Annotated in this window: 11 protein-coding genes and 4 pseudogenes; 11 read left to right on the top strand and 4 right to left on the bottom strand. The window is 33.1% G+C overall.

Annotated features, from left to right (window positions below; translation table 11 throughout):
* Nucleotides 1-107: 107 nt before the first annotated feature.
* The 5 genes and pseudogenes from C568_RS0113655 to bla all read left to right on the top strand — a co-directional run bounded on the left by C568_RS0113655 (nt 108) and on the right by bla (nt 8767).
* A complete protein-coding gene (locus C568_RS0113655; RefSeq protein ID WP_419763035.1) occupies nt 108-2570 on the top strand; it encodes a LamG-like jellyroll fold domain-containing protein in 2463 nt (820 codons plus the stop codon).
* A 189-nt stretch (nt 2571-2759) separates the two neighbouring features.
* Nucleotides 2760-5090, top strand: a complete 2331-nt coding sequence (locus C568_RS0113650) for a glycoside hydrolase (protein ID WP_018781852.1) — start codon at nt 2760-2762, stop codon at nt 5088-5090.
* 682 nt (nt 5091-5772) lie between these two features.
* Nucleotides 5773-6903, top strand: a pseudogene (locus C568_RS30815) (N-acetylmuramoyl-L-alanine amidase); the annotation flags it as partial.
* Nucleotides 6901-6978, top strand: a complete 78-nt coding sequence (locus C568_RS36440) for a hypothetical protein (RefSeq protein ID WP_442852862.1) — start codon at nt 6901-6903, stop codon at nt 6976-6978. The pseudogene C568_RS30815 and the gene C568_RS36440, both read left to right, overlap by 3 nt.
* Before the next feature lie 856 nt (nt 6979-7834).
* Entirely contained in the window at nt 7835-8767 is a 933-nt protein-coding gene (gene bla, locus C568_RS0113630) for a class A beta-lactamase (RefSeq protein WP_018781849.1), read from the top strand.
* 163 nt (nt 8768-8930) lie between these two features.
* Here the strand turns inward: bla and C568_RS32950 are convergent.
* Nucleotides 8931-9044: pseudogene (locus C568_RS32950) on the bottom strand (helix-turn-helix domain-containing protein); the annotation flags it as partial.
* 400 nt (nt 9045-9444) lie between these two features.
* Here C568_RS32950 and C568_RS0113625 point away from each other — a divergent pair.
* Nucleotides 9445-10215: an ABC transporter ATP-binding protein gene (locus C568_RS0113625; protein ID WP_018781848.1), complete on the top strand. Its 771-nt coding sequence runs from the start codon at nt 9445-9447 to the stop codon at nt 10213-10215.
* Nucleotides 10202-12157: an ABC transporter permease gene (locus tag C568_RS0113620; protein ID WP_018781847.1), complete on the top strand. Its 1956-nt coding sequence runs from the start codon at nt 10202-10204 to the stop codon at nt 12155-12157. Before C568_RS0113625 ends, C568_RS0113620 begins: the two co-directional genes overlap by 14 nt.
* 283 nt (nt 12158-12440) lie before the next feature.
* On the opposite strand, the gene C568_RS0113615 is transcribed toward C568_RS0113620, so the two are convergent.
* Nucleotides 12441-12863, bottom strand: coding sequence for a DUF1801 domain-containing protein (locus C568_RS0113615; protein WP_006096817.1), 423 nt, complete (start codon nt 12861-12863; stop codon nt 12441-12443).
* 96 nt (nt 12864-12959) lie between these two features.
* On the opposite strand from C568_RS0113615, the pseudogene C568_RS35430 reads away from it, so the two are divergent.
* A pseudogene (locus tag C568_RS35430) lies at nt 12960-13031 on the top strand (recombinase family protein); the annotation flags it as partial.
* Here C568_RS35430 and C568_RS0113610 read toward each other — a convergent pair.
* Both C568_RS0113610 and C568_RS0113605 read right to left on the bottom strand, forming a co-directional pair.
* Nucleotides 13020-13379 carry an SRPBCC family protein gene (locus C568_RS0113610; RefSeq protein WP_018781846.1) on the bottom strand — a complete coding sequence of 120 codons (360 nt, stop codon included), beginning with the start codon at nt 13377-13379 and terminating at the stop codon, nt 13020-13022. The pseudogene C568_RS35430 and the gene C568_RS0113610 sit on opposite strands and share 12 nt — an antisense overlap.
* 14 nt (nt 13380-13393) lie before the next feature.
* Nucleotides 13394-14272: an AraC family transcriptional regulator gene (locus C568_RS0113605; protein ID WP_018781845.1), complete on the bottom strand. Its 879-nt coding sequence runs from the start codon at nt 14270-14272 to the stop codon at nt 13394-13396.
* A 459-nt stretch (nt 14273-14731) separates the two neighbouring features.
* Here C568_RS0113605 and C568_RS34250 point away from each other — a divergent pair.
* From C568_RS34250 to C568_RS0113590, 3 genes and pseudogenes are all read left to right on the top strand, one after another.
* A pseudogene (locus tag C568_RS34250) lies at nt 14732-14899 on the top strand (Tn3 family transposase); the annotation flags it as partial.
* A gap of 582 nt (nt 14900-15481) precedes the next feature.
* Nucleotides 15482-16249, top strand: coding sequence for an ABC transporter ATP-binding protein (locus C568_RS0113595; protein WP_018781843.1), 768 nt, complete (start codon nt 15482-15484; stop codon nt 16247-16249).
* Nucleotides 16239-18221, top strand: a complete 1983-nt coding sequence (locus C568_RS0113590; protein ID WP_018781842.1) for an ABC transporter permease — start codon at nt 16239-16241, stop codon at nt 18219-18221. The genes C568_RS0113595 and C568_RS0113590 overlap by 11 nt, the downstream gene beginning before the upstream one ends.
* Nucleotides 18222-18271 lie beyond the last annotated feature (50 nt).

The following is an 18271-nucleotide window of genomic DNA, read 5'->3' as shown; positions in this document are numbered from 1 at the left end:
AAATTTTTAACATTTTTTACCTTTAATTTATACTAGTTTAATAACGTTTCGCTAAAATATTCTTGTATTTTACAATATATGCGAGGAGGATTTTTGTGATCAAAAGGATGTTGTGTAAAGTGAAAGGTCTTATTGGTTTTTTAGTAGTTTTCTTTTTAGTATTTACATCTTTTTCTTGGACTAGTTTTGCAGAAACAAAAGAAGAAAAAACAGAGAAAGAATCGTCAGAGAAGAAGCTTGTTTTTCCGGTGTTAAGTGATGTACACATTAAAAATAGTGGAACGGATGATACGTTTCGTTTTCAAAGAGCGCTGCAGCAATTAAACGCAGTAGCTCCAAGACAAGATGCATTTGTAGTTGTTGGTGATTTTACAGACAGTGGCTCGACGCAGCAGTATGATCGTTTCTTCCAAACTTATAAGCAATATGGAAATCAAAATGCAACTGCTATGTATGCTTTAGGTAACCATGATTATTGGAACGGATTATTGGCACATGATGCACAGAAACATTTTCTTAAAAAAACAGGAATGGAATCTATCTATTATCACAAAGCTGTAAAAGGCTATCATTTTCTTGTGATGAGCCCAGAAAATGGAGTGACACATGGGTATTATTCAGATACACAAATTAATTGGTTGAAGCAGGAATTAGTAAAAGCGAAGCAAGCTGATCCAAATAAGCCAATCTTTGTCTTTTTACATCAGCAAATTAAAGGAACAGTGTACGGGAGTCATGAATGGGGGACAAATGATAGTGCCAAAATTAATGAAGTCTTGAAAGAGTATCCACAAGCTGTAACGTTTTCTGGTCATTCTCATTATCCACTTGATGATCCAAGGTCAATTCACCAAAAAGACTTTACGTCTGTTGGTACATCATCAGTTAGTTATATGGAAGTGGAAAGCGGAAAAGTACAAGGAAATATTCCGCCGGGAGCTGAAACATTAAGCCAAGGTTTATTGGTAGAAGTAGACGATCAAAAAGTGACGATTCATCGCCGTGATTTTCATACGAACTCTTGGACAGGTGAGCCGTGGGTAGTTGAACTTCCAGCAAAGAAAGAATCTTTTAAGTATACAGAAGATCGTGATAAGGAAAAGCCGGCATTTTTACAAGATGCAAAGCTGAAACTTTCGAATATAACAGAGACATCTGTGACAGCGACATTTCCGCAAGCTGTAGATAATTTACTCGTTCACTCATACCGTTTGCAAGCAAAAGAGAAAGCAACAGGAAAGGTGAAAAACCAGCTTTTAGCCTTCTCCGAGTTCTACCGGGATCCGGTGCCTAAAGAGCTGACATTTACATTAGGTGGACTAGAGATTAATACGGAATATAACATAGAAGTAACAGCATTAGATTCATTTGGAAATGAAAGTAGTGCTCCTTTGCGCGAAGAATTTGAAACGAATACAGAAGTAATTGATCCGAATGCGAAAGTACCGAAAGCAGATGTATTCGATGTGAACTTTTTAGATGGTACTTTTAAAGATTATTCATCGTTTGGTGCAAATGGAAGTGTAAAAGGAAATGTAGCAATTGAGTATGAGAAACCTTTAAAGAAACACGTAATGAAATTAAGTGGACGGAATAATACATATGGATATATTCCATTTTCAAATGAGCAAAAAGAAAAGGTAAAGGATTCCTTTACACTGGAAGCAGTGTTTTCTATGAATCAAATTCGCAATCAAGCAATTATGGAAAATACCGAAAGCGGTGGAATTGGATTTGAATCAACAGGTTCTGGTTATGTAGAATTATGGGCACATATTGGTGGCAGTTATAAACGTATTGGTGTACAGCTAGAAGCTAATAAAACATACCATCTAACAGGAACATATAATGGAAGTGAACTTGCAGTATATGTAGATGGAAAAAAAGTAAATAGTCAGCGAGTAACGGGGAAAGTGTATCATCCAAACGTACCATTTGCGATTGGAGCAGATCCAACAAGCTCTGGTAATGGTGATGTTCCATTAAATGGAAAAGTTGTGCTTGCAAGACTATATAGTAAGGCACTAACGCCTTCTGAAGTGAAAGCGGCTTATAATGAGTTTAATAATCGGATAAAAATAGAAGAGATTGATAACTTATATGAAGAAATGAATAAGGTAAAAGAAACATTGGCAGGTACTTACGAATTTGGAGAGAAGCCTGGTCAATATTCACAAAAAGCGTTTGCCGCATTACAAAAAGCATATAACGGTGCAAAAGAAACGTTTGAAAGAATGATGGTAACAAAGGAAGAAATCGTTACAATGTATCAATCGTTACAAACGGCACATCAAACCTTTTTACATTCTAAAGGGGCAGAAGAAAAGCCACAAACGGCGAAAGAAAGACTTCAAGTAAAGATTAATAGAGAAAAAGATTTCTTAACAAAGATACAAGTAGGAACAGAGGTAGGGCAATACAAGAATGAACCAGTGAAAGCATTAGAGCAAAAAATACAAGTAGCCGAAGCAGCTGTACGTGATCAAAATATGACGGACCAACGTGCAGATAGTATGCAACGCACATTAGAGGATGCCACTGGGCTTGTTGAGAATAGTATAAACAAATAGGGCGGGGAAGAGGCTTGTCATGGACAAGTCTCTTTTGCGTGAGGATCATTCGAGACTTGAGGGGGCACGGCAAGAATTCGTTCTTTTTTGATCCACTCATCATTAAGCTAAATAATAATAAAATACATTGTCACATTCATGTCACAATGTATTTGTATGATAGAAATACAAAAAAGGAGGTTTATAAGTATGAATAAAAAAATGAACAAGCTAGTCATTCCAATTTTGATGAGTTCAATATGTCTTACATTACCATCCCTGAGTTATGCGCAACAAAAGGATATTACAACAAAGGGACAAAACGTAGTTTCTCAATACAAAAATTTTACTTTTGATGTGAATCCTGAAACCGGTGAAATTTTTGTGGAAAAAGATGGTGTGAGAGAAAATGCTTCCTTACCACTACCGAAGAAAAAAATAACAAATCTAATAAAAAAACATGATTGTATATCTTGGAATTATCCAGATGACCAAATAGATGTGAAGATTGAAAAGAAAGAATCCTATTTAAGTATTAAGTTAAAATCTACTAAGTCTGAAGGAGCTAATGAATTTACATGGCCTAAAGTAAGTGCGGACAGCTATACGTTACCATTATGGGAAGGAAAAAATATACCTAGCAATGACCCAAACTGGAAAGAATATTTAAAAGATAAAGACATGTCATTCATAGAACGTTTTTCTATGAGATTCTTTGCATTGAATAAATCTAAATATTCCATTATGTATATAGCTGACAATATGTATAATGATAATATTCATTTCACTGCTGATTCCGATATACAGTTTAGTTTTACACATCAATATCCTTCTATTAATAAGAATAAAGAATATGGATTCAGATTGTATCTAACTGATAAAAACCCTGTCTCGATGGCAAATATTTATAAAAATTATATAAAAGAACAGGGAGAATTTAAGACACTAGAAGAAAAAGCAAAAACAAATCCGAACATTAAAAAATTATATGGTGCTCCTCATATTTATTTTTGGGACCACAGTGGGATTTCAGTAGAAAATATCAAGTGGGATAAATTCACACAAAAAATGGATGAGACATTTACAAATTGGATTGCACAGTTGTTACAAGAAAATACGGAAGATGGCTCAAAAGATTTTGAAACTGTTATGCAAGATATAAAGAATCAAAAAGCTATTGATAAAAGCCAGCAAAAAGTAATAGTTAATGCGATAAATCAGGTATTAAAATTAGAACAACTTTATAATAAAGATATTTTTAACAATCCAGATACTGTAATAAATGAATTGTTGAAAAAAGGAATCCAAAACTTAAGTGAACAAGAACTGTATACACTGAACAAAGGATTAATTAAGAGTAAGTTAACAGATGCAGTGGATGAAGTAAGTAAATGGGAACAGAAAGAAACAACAGATGTTTTAGTTGATATGAAGAAATCGAATGTTAAAAAAGCATGGATAGGTTTACCTAATTGGGCTAATGGATTAATGAATCCCAAAATGGTAGAAGAAGCAAATAGAATGGGGTATTTAATCGGTCCTTATGATTCATATCACTCGATTCATGAAGTTGGAAATAGAGATTGGAATACTGCTTCTTTTAAAGATAAAACTTTATATGAAAATGCCACAATATCGAATGAAAAAGGAGTAAAAATAGGAGGATTCTTAGGAAAAGGAAGAAAGTTAAATCCAACTTTATCTTTACCTAGTGTGCAAGAACGTGTAGGTGATATTTTACAAAATAATATACCGTTTAATTCTTGGTTTGTCGATTGTGATGCTACAGGTGAAATTTATGATGATTATTCTCCAAATCACATTACTACTCAGGAACAAGATGTAAAAGCAAGACTGCAAAGAATGAAATATATTAGCGAAGAAAAACATATGGTAGTCGGATCAGAAGGTGGGAATGACTTTGCTAGTAATATAATTGCCTTTGCGCATGGAATTGAAACGCCTGGGATTTGGCCCGACTCTGATATGAAAGATAAACAGAGCCCATATTATGTAGGCGGATATAAATCCACTTCACCAGATGGTGCTATTCCAGAAACGAATGCCAAAACCATACCAATCAAACCTATTTATAAAAATATTTATAATAATCCTGTATATTCAATTCCGTTATATAAACTTGTATATAATGATTCAATTATTACTACTCACCAATGGGCATGGGGAAGTTTTAGAATTAAGGATGAGATAGGAAATAGAATGTTATCTGAAATGTTGTATAATGTACCACCTTTATATCATATTGATAAAAATGAATGGGAGAAAAGTAAATCCATCATTACCTCTTATTTGAAAGTATGGTCTCCATTTCATGAGAAAGCCGTAACAAAACCAATGACTAATTTTGAAGTATTGTCTGAAGATCGGCAAGTTCAAAGTACGACATTCGGAAAAAACATGAAAGTGATTGTGAATTTCTCAAACCAAGATTTTACATATAACAATGAGAATATAAAAGCAAAAACAGCTATAGTATATGATGGGAAGAAAAAGAGTATATTAGAAGTTCCGAAATACTAAGATACATGACAGGGTTGTTTCTTTGAAATAAAGTCGTACTGTTTTGAATAAAGTTTAACTGTTTGCAAAAAGGTTGCACCGTTTTGCATCATTAGATAAAGCTGTCACGGTAAAACTCCTGAGGTTTGATCAAACTTTATTCCAAACCAACATAAAAAAGGACTTATGTGTTTTGAAGTCTCTTTTTATTTGTAATCAGGATTTTTGAAAGATTTGTGAATTTCATAGAAAACAAACGGGATATAAAGTAAAATGTTATAGTTTCGTATATTAAAGGTTATTTATGTTATTTAAATTATATTTTTCCGAAGGTACTAGAGGGAGTGCCATCATGTATAGTGTGGTTGAAACTGCAAAAGAGAACAATTTAAGTCCTTATCATTCTCTTCGATATTTGTTTGAAACGCTCCCTAATATAGATTTAAACAATTATGAAGAAAAATCTGTGTTGGATTTTCTTTTCATTGGTCTTAGTTGTGGGAGGAGCCCTAATGTTGTGTTATAACTCTGAAATATTGACATATCTAGGAGGACCTATAGATTTCAGTTAATTATATGAAATGAAAAATCAAGTCGTTATTTTTTTGATTCAGACTACCATTATTTAAACTATTATTCACACTAAAAGAAGTACAAGGAGGAAGGTATATCTATTAAAATAGTGAGATATACCAAAGTAGAAATGAATATTAAATTTAACAAAAAAGTAGTAGCATTAACAGCAGGATTAACGGTATTATCCTCACCATTAGCATCATTTGCAGAGGAACAACAATCAGTAAACAATAAGCAACCTACAAGCGTTCAAGAACAAGGTAAAACAGACCAACTTCAAGCATCAGATGAACAGGCTATAAAAAGTATTGAAGCTAGTTTTGGAGGGGTAGACGGACGTGGTGGAGGTACTGTCGATAATAAGAAAGCAGACAGTCTTCAACGTTCAGAAGGTATTCATGAAGAAACGGGTACATTAACTGTTCCTAACAATTCCAACAGAATAAAACGTAGTCTGTCTTCCGCATCACCTAGAATCTCTAGTACAATAAATGGTGTTCCATTCACTGAATGGATTGTTCCAGTAGGTAACGATAATATTCGTCCTCAAAACTACATGAGTCCAAAGTATATTACAATTCATGAGACTGATAATACAAGTGTAGGAGCAGGTGCTAGAAACCACGCTCAATATCTATATAACCAAGCAGTAGGGAACACAGACCGAACTGCATCATGGCACTTTACAGTAGACGATAAAGAGATTTATCAACACTTACCATTAAACGAGAACGGGTGGCACGCAGGAGACGGTGATGGTCCAGGTAATAGACAATCTATTGCAATTGAAATCGCAGTTAACAGAGATGGTAACTACAGTAAAGCAGTAAATAACGCTAAGAAACTTGTAGCTTATTTAATGAAAGAAACGGGTGTACCGTTAAATAATATCGTAAAACACCAAAGATGGAGTGGTAAAAACTGTCCTGCTAACATGATTAATAATGGACTATGGGATTCATTCGTAAATGGTGTTGAGGGGTATTATAATAACCTTTCTCAACCAACAGACGACATTATAACAGGCTGGCAACAAATTGATGGCAAGTGGTATTATTTCAACTCTTCTGGAGCCATGCAAACAGATTGGCAGCAAGTTAATGGTATTTGGTATTATTTCAACTCTTCTGGAGCCATGCAAACAGATTGGCAGCAAGTTAATGGTATTTGGTATTATTTCAATTCTTCTGGAGCTATGCAAACAGGCTGGCAACAAATTAATGGTGCTTGGTATTATTTCAATTCTTCTGGAGCTATGCAAACAGGCTGGCAACAAATTAATGGCAAATGGTACTATTTTAACTCAGATGGGTCAGGGGATAGTTCGAAATAATAGATTTTCATGTAATTATTTTGGGAAAATAAAAATCAATACACGCTCGTATATTTATAATTAATGAAAAAGCTCTTCAGAATGCTAAAGTGAAGAGCTTTTTCACTAAATTTACATCAATATTTACTTAATAATTTCTATTAGGAGTACAGCTGCATGCCCATCAACTTAAGAAATTTCACTCCCCCTAAGTACAAAAAAGCGTTATTCTTTCTAATGTCGCTTTTAAATAAAGTCACGGTGTTTATAAAAAAGTTGCGATATTCTATCTCCTTTAATTAAGAAATTCTAAGTGGGTTTTAATCAAACATCTTTTAAAAATGGAATGTCCATTCAAAAAAAACGAATCTATTTTGAAAAAGATTCGTTTTTTTATCGTACAATATAAGTTTGCAAAGTATTTTTGATCGAACTTTTTTATAAAGCTTCACAAATACTCTATACAAAAATTTTAGCTACATGGTTTTTCCAGTTTTTTCAGCTTATTCTCCACTCTTATAAACATACTGATCATTAGTAATAGCATAGATCCCATAATTAAAAGTATTACAGTGGAAGGGCTATTTAAAAATAGGCTGATAATACTTCCTAGTATAATAATTATAAATCCATTTTGTGTCATGATTTCAGCACTATACCTATTTCCAGCTGATTGAAAATATTTTTAAATGTATGGAACAAACTTGTTACTTAGATTGTCTATTAAGTATACGTATAAAACAGGTGTTCATGATAGTTTGCTCATTTTATGATAAGAGAGATGCAAGAAGAGTGTTATCCTATACACTCTTTAATTGCATCGGTATTTAGAATACCTAGACAAAATCCATATATTCTTGAAAGAGGTTGAAAATTTATGATAGTCTTAAACAAGTTTTTTAACATTTCACATTACAAAAAGGTTGTACCTGTATTATTTCTTTCGTGTGTAACGCTTATAGGCTGTTCCAATAGTAATACTCAATCTAAACCACCTAAACAAACCAAACAAGAAAATACAGTTAATCATTCTTTTACTAAACTTGAAAAAGAATTCGATGCTAAACTCGGTATTTATGCATTGGACACTGGTACGAATCAAACCGTTACTTATCGATCAGATGAACGGTTTGCATACGCATCTACCCACAAAGCTCTAGCTGTGGGAGTACTTTTACAAAAAAAATCAATAGAAGATCTAGATGAAAGAATTGTGTATACTAGCGAAGATCTTGTTAATTACAATCCAATTACAGAAAAGTATGTTGATACAGGTATGACTCTGAAAGAGCTTGCAGATGCTTCCATTCGATATAGTGATAATACTGCACAAAATCTTATTCTTAAACAATTAGGTGGGCCTAGTGAATTCAAAAAATCACTGAGAGCAATAGGAGATACTGTTACAAATCCTGAACGTTTTGAACCAGAATTAAACGAAGTGCATCCAGGAGACACTCATGATACTAGTACCCCCAAGGCATTAGCTACTAGTCTTCAGGCTTTCGCCCTAGGAGATGTACTTTCAACTGAGAAACGGGAATTATTAATAGATTGGATGAAAAGGAATACTACGGGGGGCAACTTAATTCGTGCTGGAGTTCCAGGAGAGTGGGAAGTAGCCGATAAGACTGGCTCAGGATCTTATGGAACCCGAAATGATATCGCAATTATTTGGCCACCAAATAAAAAGCCAATTGTTCTTGCGATACTTTCTAATCATGATAAAGAGGATGCTAAATACGATGATAAACTTATTGCAGAAGCCACCAAAATAGTGATAGATGCTTTAAAAGCTACGAATAAATAATAATAGTAATAATTTAATAAAATTTTTCCATTTTTCCGTCACAATACTGTGACGGTCTTTTTTGGGTATTTTACGAAGAATCGATCATTTAAGGATACGGAAAAGATTCAAAGAATAACCCGTTACAACTGAAAATTTTTTCAATTTAGGCGGGTGTTTTTTCTTATATTTTATCTTGTAGTTTCCTATATAAAGAAGATTTTGAAACATTGGTAATTTCACAAATTTGTTTTACTGTCATATTTCCTTCTTCATATAGTTTAAGTGCATAATTTTTGAAATTTGGCCGATTGAGGTATATTTGGCATGTTCCTTTTTAAGGGTACAAAGTATATTCTGAAGAGACTTTTTAAGTCTTTATAACAGGACCGAATCCATTATATGACCACTTTGCAAATAGAATTTCAGGAAAAAAATAGCCCCATCCGGCATGCTATGCCTAATTATATAGGGTGATTTTTTAACCTTACATAATTGTAATGTTTATGTAAGAAGAATCAATAGTTAGTACGATTTCCCAATGCTATAGTAACAAAGTACTTTCATTCGTAAAGTTAAATTTACGCTTCTTCTGTTAGTAGGCCTTATAAAACTGGCATGTTATGGAGGAAGCATTGATAGTGGCAAGAGTAGAGATTATAGAATGAAAATAGAGAATAGATGAAATGAGGATAGAAATGAAGACAGTATTAGAGGCGAAACAAATTAAAAAAGTATACGATACAGGTGGAAATAAATTTGAAGCGTTAAAAGGTATTAACTTGCAAGTAAAAGAGGGCGAGTTTGTTGGCATTATGGGACCTTCTGGGTCTGGTAAAACGACTCTTTTAAATGTTCTTTCTACGATTGATAATGCGACGAACGGTGAAATTTTAATTGAGGGAAAAGATATTGTGAAAATGAATGATGATAAGCTGGCATTATTCCGCCGTAATCATTTAGGATTCATTTTCCAAGATTATAACTTATTAGATACGTTAACGGTGAAAGAGAATATTGCTTTACCTCTTGCGTTATCAAGGGTGAAGGCAAGTGAAATTGATCGCCGCGTTCTTGAAATCGCGAAGAAATTTGGTATTGATCATATTTTAAATCAGTTCCCCTATCAAGTATCTGGTGGACAGAAACAGCGTTGCGCGGCATCACGTGCAATCGTTACGAATCCGAGTATGGTTTTTGGAGACGAGCCAACAGGAGCACTTGATTCAAAAGCAGCAACAGATTTATTGGAAAGTATGAAGTTGTTAAATGAACATGATAATTCAACCATTTTAATGGTAACGCATGATGCGTTTGCAGCAAGTTACTGCAAGCGAGTTATCTTCATTAAAGATGGCGAGTTATATAAAGAATTACACCGCGGAGAATTAACTCGTAAACAATTCTTCCAACAAGTAGTCGACGTAATGTCTGCAATTTCTGGGGGTATGGCAGATGACATTATCTAGTATTGCTCTCCGCAACATACAGCGGAACTTTAAAGATTACTTTTTATACTTTGCATCTATGATCTTTAGCATCGTTATGTATTTTACATTTAAGGCACTTCAGTACAATTCACAAATGGAAAAAGCCGCGGAAGGCTCCAAGAAAATTAGTGGGGGATTCCAAGCTTCAAGTGTAATGCTTATTATTTTCGTAGCGGTATTTATTATATACTCTAACGGATTCTTTACACGAAAGCGTAAAAAAGAAGTTGGATTATATTCTTTATTAGGTATTCGTAAAAGACAAATTGGTAAAATGCTGTTTTATGAAAATATGTTAATGGGATTAATGTCATTAGTAATTGGAATTGCGATTGGGAGTGTGCTTTCAAAATTATTCCTTGAACTACTAGTAAGTATGATGGGATTAAACTTAAATGTTCACTTTGAAGTACCGATGTCCGCGATTGTTGATACAGCAATTATCTTTATGGTGATTATATTGTACACATCACTTCAAGGATATCGTTTAATTTACCGCTTTAAACTGATTGAGCTTTTCCATGCGGAACGTGAAGGAGAAGAAATGCCAAAAGGGTCAGTGATTATGGCGTTGATCTCAGTATTTTTAATTAGTTCAGGTTATTTCTTATCACTGATGTATGATAAAGCAGTTAAGTATGCGGACTTTATGATAGTTGCACTGTATATTTTACTTGCGACAGTATTAGGAACGTACTTACTATTTATGTTCTTTACTGTATTTGTGTTGAAACGTGCAAGACATAATAAATCATCTTTCTATAATAGCATGAACATAGTGACGACATCACAGTTACTATATCGTATTAAAGGAAATGCGAAGTCACTTGCGACAATTGCGATATTAAGTGCAGTCACATTAACAGCAGTTGGTACATCTGTAACGCTGTATTACAATACGTTTAAACAAGTGAGATCTTTTGCACCATACAGTTATTCTTACGAGAAAAAAGATGCGGTACTTGATCAGAAAGTAAATGCGATTTTGGATGAAGAGAAACAGAGCCATCCTGTAACGAACCAATTCGAAATAGAAATGGTTCCTGTGACAGGGAAGTTTGAAGGGAAAAAAGTAGATATGGGTAGGAATAAACTGGATTCAATTACCAAGCAATATCAGCTTATATCGCAATCAGCATTTAATCAAATAGCAAAGAAAATGGATGTAGATGCAGTAAATTTAGCTGCTGATGAAGCTTTTGTATATGATGGTTTGTATATTGAAGGTCATGAATTCAGTCCGGTATATAAAGGGAACAAAGCTGTATTCCCAATAGGAAATGAAACAAAGGCATTGACGATTAAAGGTGCTGAAGGGCGTACTCTAACGAACTTAGGTGAATTATTCGTTGTTGTACCAGATAAAGTATATAACAGTGCAAAAAAAGTATCTGAGACACATATTGTTAAAAATATCGATGTAAAAGATGAAAAGAATGGTAAAGTACTAACGGAGAAATTAAGGAAAGCGATGCCAGTTGGAACTGGGGAAACAGAATTTAAACAACCTTTCAATGATTTCTACACTGGTTTCCACGAGATGCTGGAAGCAACAGGGTTAATGATGTTTATCGGTCTCTTCTTAGGTCTAGTGTTCTTACTAGCAACAGGTTCTATCATTTACTTCAAACAATTAACAGAAGCAAGTGCAGACCGTAATCGCTATATAGTACTCCGCAAAGTTGGAGTTACAAAACAAGAAATGAAAAGAGCGATTGCAAAACAAGTAGGCTTTATCTTCGCGATTCCATTATTAGTAGGAATCTGCCACAGCTTATTTGCATTAAAAGGATTAAAGACAGTAATGCCAAATGAAATTCTGATTCCATTACTAATGAGTATCGGTGTGTATAGCGTTATTTATATCGGATATTACTTCTTAACAGTTCGTTCTTATTATAAGATTGTGAGCGCGAAGTAATGAATAGCGCAGCTATCGCTATAGGCGGTAGCTGTTTTTTTATGGGAATCTTATAAAAGTATAATAAAAATCACCCGCTGAAATTGGAAATTTTTTCTGATGTGGCGGGTTATTCTTTGAATCGTTTCCGTACCCCTAAAAGAGCACCTTCATAATCTTCCTAAGGCATAATCAGAATAATATGATTACCATGTTCTGAAATTCCCTTCAAATCCTATCCTAAAAACAGGTATTTTAATGTGTGTTCAAAATACCTGTTTCTTAATTTTCTCCATAAATTTCATTAATGATTTGGATACTCTTCTTTCAAAAAATTTACAGATTGTTTGATTAGCGCTTTTAGAACATTACTATCAATGTCTGCTATTTTATTAATATAAATACACGATTTTCCAGATGTGTATTTTCCGAAGCTTTTTAATAGTTCTTCTCGCCTAGGGTCACCAACTGCAAAATATAGACTAATTTTAGCTTTTCTGGGGGAAAAGCCTACTAATGGGGCATCTCCCTCATGACCGGATGCATATTTATAATGGTATGTACCAAAGCCGATAATGCTCGGTCCCCACATCTTTGCTGTATAGCCTGTTGTTTCAGTAAATATATCTAATAATTGATATGCGTTTTCTCGTTTTTTAAGACTTTCAACACTTTCAATAAATTCAATTACACTATTGTTAGTTTCTGTTGTTTTGAGTTTGTACATATTAAAAGCACTCCTTTTTATTTATAAGGGTTTCTGCATTACAAAAAATGGACCTTCGGTACAATAAAATCATATACGTTGTACAGGAGATAACATATGATTATTGGTTATGCCCAAGTATCTACTTTTGACCAAAATCTAGATCGTCAAATTCATTCACTTACTGAATAGAGTTTTAGCTTCTATTTTTTCAGTCAAAAATAGTCTGCAACTTTTATCAGTTAGTACTTCAAGCTGATATTTGACTTCAATTAAAAACGCTGGAAGATGCAGCTGGATTCCTAAGAGACTATTTTTTTTGTACGCAATCACTTCACCTTCGTACTCTTGAACCCGACCTCTTTCACGTAGACGCTGTTTAAATTTAGTACCTACAGGGTTAGCTGGATTAAATGTTGTAATATTTTCTGTTCCTTCCAATCCCTGAATCCACTTCATTTGTTTTTCTGGATCTTCTAAATATGAAAAAGCTTTTTCAATAGGTGCTTGAATATCCATATGAAATGTAATTAACATCCCCTAATTCCTCCTTATTTCACTCTAATCGGTACATAAATATCCGTTTGATTTAATTTGTATGATGGGTTGATTGTTGTTGTCCTGTAAATCTCTACTACAGGGAGCCCCACAAACTCAATGTTTTTATTATGTTGAATTTCTTGATATAATTTTTGGTAAGCGTGTTTCATATTCATCCCATAAGGCCCTACATACGTAACAGTCGCAAACTGTCCACCTTCTAATCGTTGGTAACTAATTTTTCCTTCTGAATGAAAAGGTTGATCGACTTCTATGCAGCAATCAAATCGTAGTAATTCTTTTGGTGTAATAGTAGGCGCATCATGACCAACTCCTAATAAAAAACAATCATTCCGATAGATTTTTTTGTCTTTTGCCCATTGAATCAGTTTATGAAATAGTCTCGTATCCACATCTTCGTACAGACCGGTGTTTCGTATAAAAGCAACATCAATTGGACTTACATGTTTCAGTGTTACGGGTGATATTTCAAATACATTTGTCATTTGATTCAGAAAAGATTGTCTTTCTTCCAAACTCAATTCCCCTTTACGAAATTGTTGTCTATAATCTTTTGGAGTATATTGAAATTCTCTCTTAAACGCTCTTGTGAATGATTCTGGATTCTTGAATCCCAATTCATTGGATATAGAAAGAATTTTTTCGTCCCAATATTTCAAAGCAAATGCTGCTTTTTCTAACTTAATTCGAAGAACATATTGTTTTAATGTTTCTCCTACCACATTCTTAAACATTCTATGGAAATGGAATGGTGATAATCCTGCCTTTTTGGCAACAACCTTTAAATCTAAGTCCTCATGTAAATTGGCTTGAATGTAAACAAGTATTGGAATTACAATTTCTACATTCCTATTCGATCTATTGCTCATCAACGATATTCCTTTCGCAATTAAATGTAGCACACAGCATGTTATATCTCTTGACATTTCTTGCTTTTTTTCGAGATAGAATCTTTAAATTCTTTTCAATTACAGTATTAACTCTGAGCAAGAAATTAATGTCCGTTCAATGCTCATCATAATCCGATTGAGAAAATTGATAAAGAAAATTAGATTAGAATGTGTTGTTTGCATCTATCCAAAAGAAATGTTTCATGCTCCACTTGGGACTATCTCTTTCTAAACAAGAAAACCGTTAGTTTCTAATAAAATAATGTGCAAAGGAGAATAAGAATTTGAAAACGAGAGAACTTCTAACTACATCACAAAGAGAAGGTTTCTATGGAATTCCTGAATATATGGAAGAAAGAGAAATTCTACGCTACTACACAATAGCTGATGAAGAATTGCAACTTATAAATAAACAACGTGGAGCGGCCAATCGATTAGGCTTTGCGTGCAAAAGGAGTGGACATTCCAGAAGAATATTTACAACATATATCTCCACTTGGTTGGGAACATATTACATTGACAGGTGATTATGTGTGGAACTTAAATCAAAAAACAAATTTCGATAATTTAAGACCATTACGAGACAAAAACTCCATAAAAAAGTAGTAAAATAAATAACCGATTCCTTAGCGTACAGGGAACCGGTTATTTTGTGTCTAAAATGTGTCTAAACGTACAATTTTTATGCCCATCAACTTAAGAAAAGTAAACACCCCAAAAACAAAAAAATGAGCTGATTTCTCAAAATAACTAACTGTAGAGAAAGAAAATTTTCATTTAAGGGGTACTTCAAAACCTTAGCTCGATGGCGATGGGGTAGCACCAACAAAACGCGAATTTCGTACGCTAAGCAAAATTTTATAAAGAAAAGGCCAATTTCCTGTACGTTAAGGGATGTAGTGCACCTCCAATAGAAGATATGGCTAAAAAAGTAGCATAGATTTAACTTTTTTGTGTCTAAAATATTAACTCAAATCCAGCTTCTACTTAGGAACTGTGCCTAAAACAAAATTCTCTTTCAGTATTTTTCCCTTGGCTTATTCATGAGTCGAGGGTTTCTTTTGTGAAACATTACGAAAATGTAATGTTAATGTAATGTAGTTCCATCGATACTACAAATATAACCGGATAAAATTAGTTACATAAGACGAAGTCAAAACAGGAGTGTTACCAAAAGGAGTGCTACAAATGAAAACCATATTAAGTGTTGAAAAAATTGAAAAGTATTATGGAAATAAAGATAACGTAACAAAGGCAATTGATAATATCAGCTTTAAAGTAGATGAAGGAGAATTCGTTGGAATCATGGGACCTTCAGGAAGTGGTAAAACGACACTTCTTAACTGTATTTCAACAATCGATCATATTACAACAGGAAAAATCATCATTAATAATAGTGACATTACTAGGTTAAAGTCAAAAGCATTAGATACATTTAGACGAAATGAGTTAGGCTTTATATTTCAGGATTTTAACCTATTAGATACTCTTACAGCATATGAAAATATTGCTTTAGCGTTAACAATTAAAGGTGAAAAAAGTTCAGAAATAGATGGGAAAATAAAAGCAGTAGCAAAGTATTTAGAGATTGAAGAAGTTTTAAACAAATATCCTTATCAGATGTCAGGTGGACAAAAACAAAGGGTTGCGTCAGCAAGAGCGATCGTGACAGATCCATCCTTAGTCCTTGCGGATGAACCAACCGGAGCGTTGGATTCTAAATCATCTAGATTATTACTGGAAAGATTTGAGAGTCTAAATAAAGATTTAAAGACAACAATTCTTATGGTTACGCATGATGCCTTTACAGCTAGCTATGCTCGTAGAATCCTTTTTATTAAAGATGGGAAAATCTTTAATGAGTTAGTAAGAGGAAATGATTCTCGAAAAGAATTCTTTAATAAAATTATCGAAGTGATCACACTGCTTGGAGGTGATGATAATAATGTACTCTAAGATTGCCGTAAGTAATGTAAAGAAGAGTTTTAAGGATTATGCTATATATTTCTTAACACTAACATTAGCTGTTTGTATATTTTATAGCTTTAATTCAATAGAGTCACAAAAGGCGCTTACTGAACTGAAGTTTACAGGTTCATCATATATAGAAACATTAACTCGTGCATTGGCTGGTATATCAGTATTTGTATCCATCATATTAGGAAGTCTTATATTATATGCGAGTAATTTTTTAATAAAGAAACGTAAAAAAGAATTAGGAATTTATATGACCTTAGGTATGGGAAAAAGAAGAATATCTAGCATATTAGTAACAGAGACCATAATAGTTGGAGCTATATCTTTAATTAGCGGACTTATACTAGGGATTGCAGCATCACAAGCCTTATCTAGCTTGACTTTAAAGCTATTCGATTTACCGATGAATGAATATAAATTCGTGGTTTCGACAGGTGCTATAGGTAAGACTATATTGTACTTTGGTATCATGTTCTTACTTGTTATAATCCTTAATGTATTTGTTATTTCTAAATACAAGATCATCGATTTGTTAACAGCAAGTAAGAAAAATGAAGAGGTAAAATTTAAAAATCCTATTATACATCTAATAGTATTTATTTTATGCGTGATCTCGCTTGGCTATGCATATAAAACAATACTGAAAATAGGCTTCAGGATAGATAATTCTATGTTCCTGCTAGCAATAATCCTTGGAATTTTAGGTACAGTATTATTTTTCTTTAGTTTATCTGGATTCATCTTGTATATAGTAAAGAAAAATAAAAAGGTATATTTAAAAGAGTTAAATATTTTTATAATTAAACAAATAAATAGTAAGGTGAATACGAATTTTTTATCCATGTCTCTCATTTGTTTAATGTTATTTCTTACAATAGGGATATTGTCTACTGGAATAAGTTTTAAACAAGCTACTGAAGAAGGACTTGAACAAGTAACGCCTTTTGATGCTAGCGTAAGGTTGTACAATGTTAGTCAAAATAACCATGAAGATACGTTAAATAAGATTAAATCTAAAATAAGTAAAAATGAAAAATATATAGTTTACAATGAATATGATGCAGAGTTAAGCGTAGGAGAATTGTTGAAATCTCGAGATAAAAAGCTTCAACCATTTAACGTAAGCTTTGTTAAGGTATCTGATTATAATAAAATTCTCCAATTAAAGGGTGAAAAAGAAATAAATTTAAATAAGGATGAGGTTTTAATCTCATCAGATAAAGGTCCAGTAATTAAACCAATTAATAAAAAGTTGAAAGACAGTAATAAACTTAATATTAAAGGAAAAGAATATTCGGTAAAACAAACTAAAGTTATAGAAGAAAATCTTCATACTACTAGTGGTTTTACAGATAATGTATGTACAATCATTATAAATGATGAATTTTTATCAGGTTATAAGATTCGTATGTCAGTATTTAATGTAAATTATTTAGATAAAAACAGAGAAGAATATAATAAAAAATATGATGAAATCGACCATGACTTTTTTATGGCTGGATATCGGGATAGAGGTATGCCACAGGGGGTATCAAAGGATCAAACATACTCAGAATCCAAGGGGTTCACAGTTATGGTGCTGTATATCGGAATATATATTGGAATCGTGTTCTTAATTACTAGCATGGCTGTATTAGCTCTTCAACAATTATCAGAGGCCAGTGATAGTATAGAAAGATATAAAGCCTTAAAGAGAATTGGTGCAAACGAAAGAATGATTAACAAAACAATTTTTATGCAAACTTGCATATATTTTAGTCTTCCGGTTATTCTTGCATTGATTCACTCAGTGGTGGGAATTAAGATGATGAGTGAAACGATAAGTAATGTGTATCAACTAGATATTACCCTTCCAGCGCTAATGACCGCTTTCATATTTATTATAGTGTATGTAGGATATTTCTTTACAACATATATAGGATATAAAAATATTGTTAAGAGTAATTTATAAAGAGATTGATTGTAGACAAGGTTTTAGTAAAATTCAGCAGTAAAAATAAT

This window comes from Bacillus sp. 95MFCvi2.1 (assembly GCF_000374965.1).
Classification (GTDB): domain Bacteria; phylum Bacillota; class Bacilli; order Bacillales; family Bacillaceae_G; genus Bacillus_A; species Bacillus_A pseudomycoides.
Note: the sequence above shows the minus strand (reverse complement) of the source record. Positions and strands in the feature narration are given on the sequence as shown.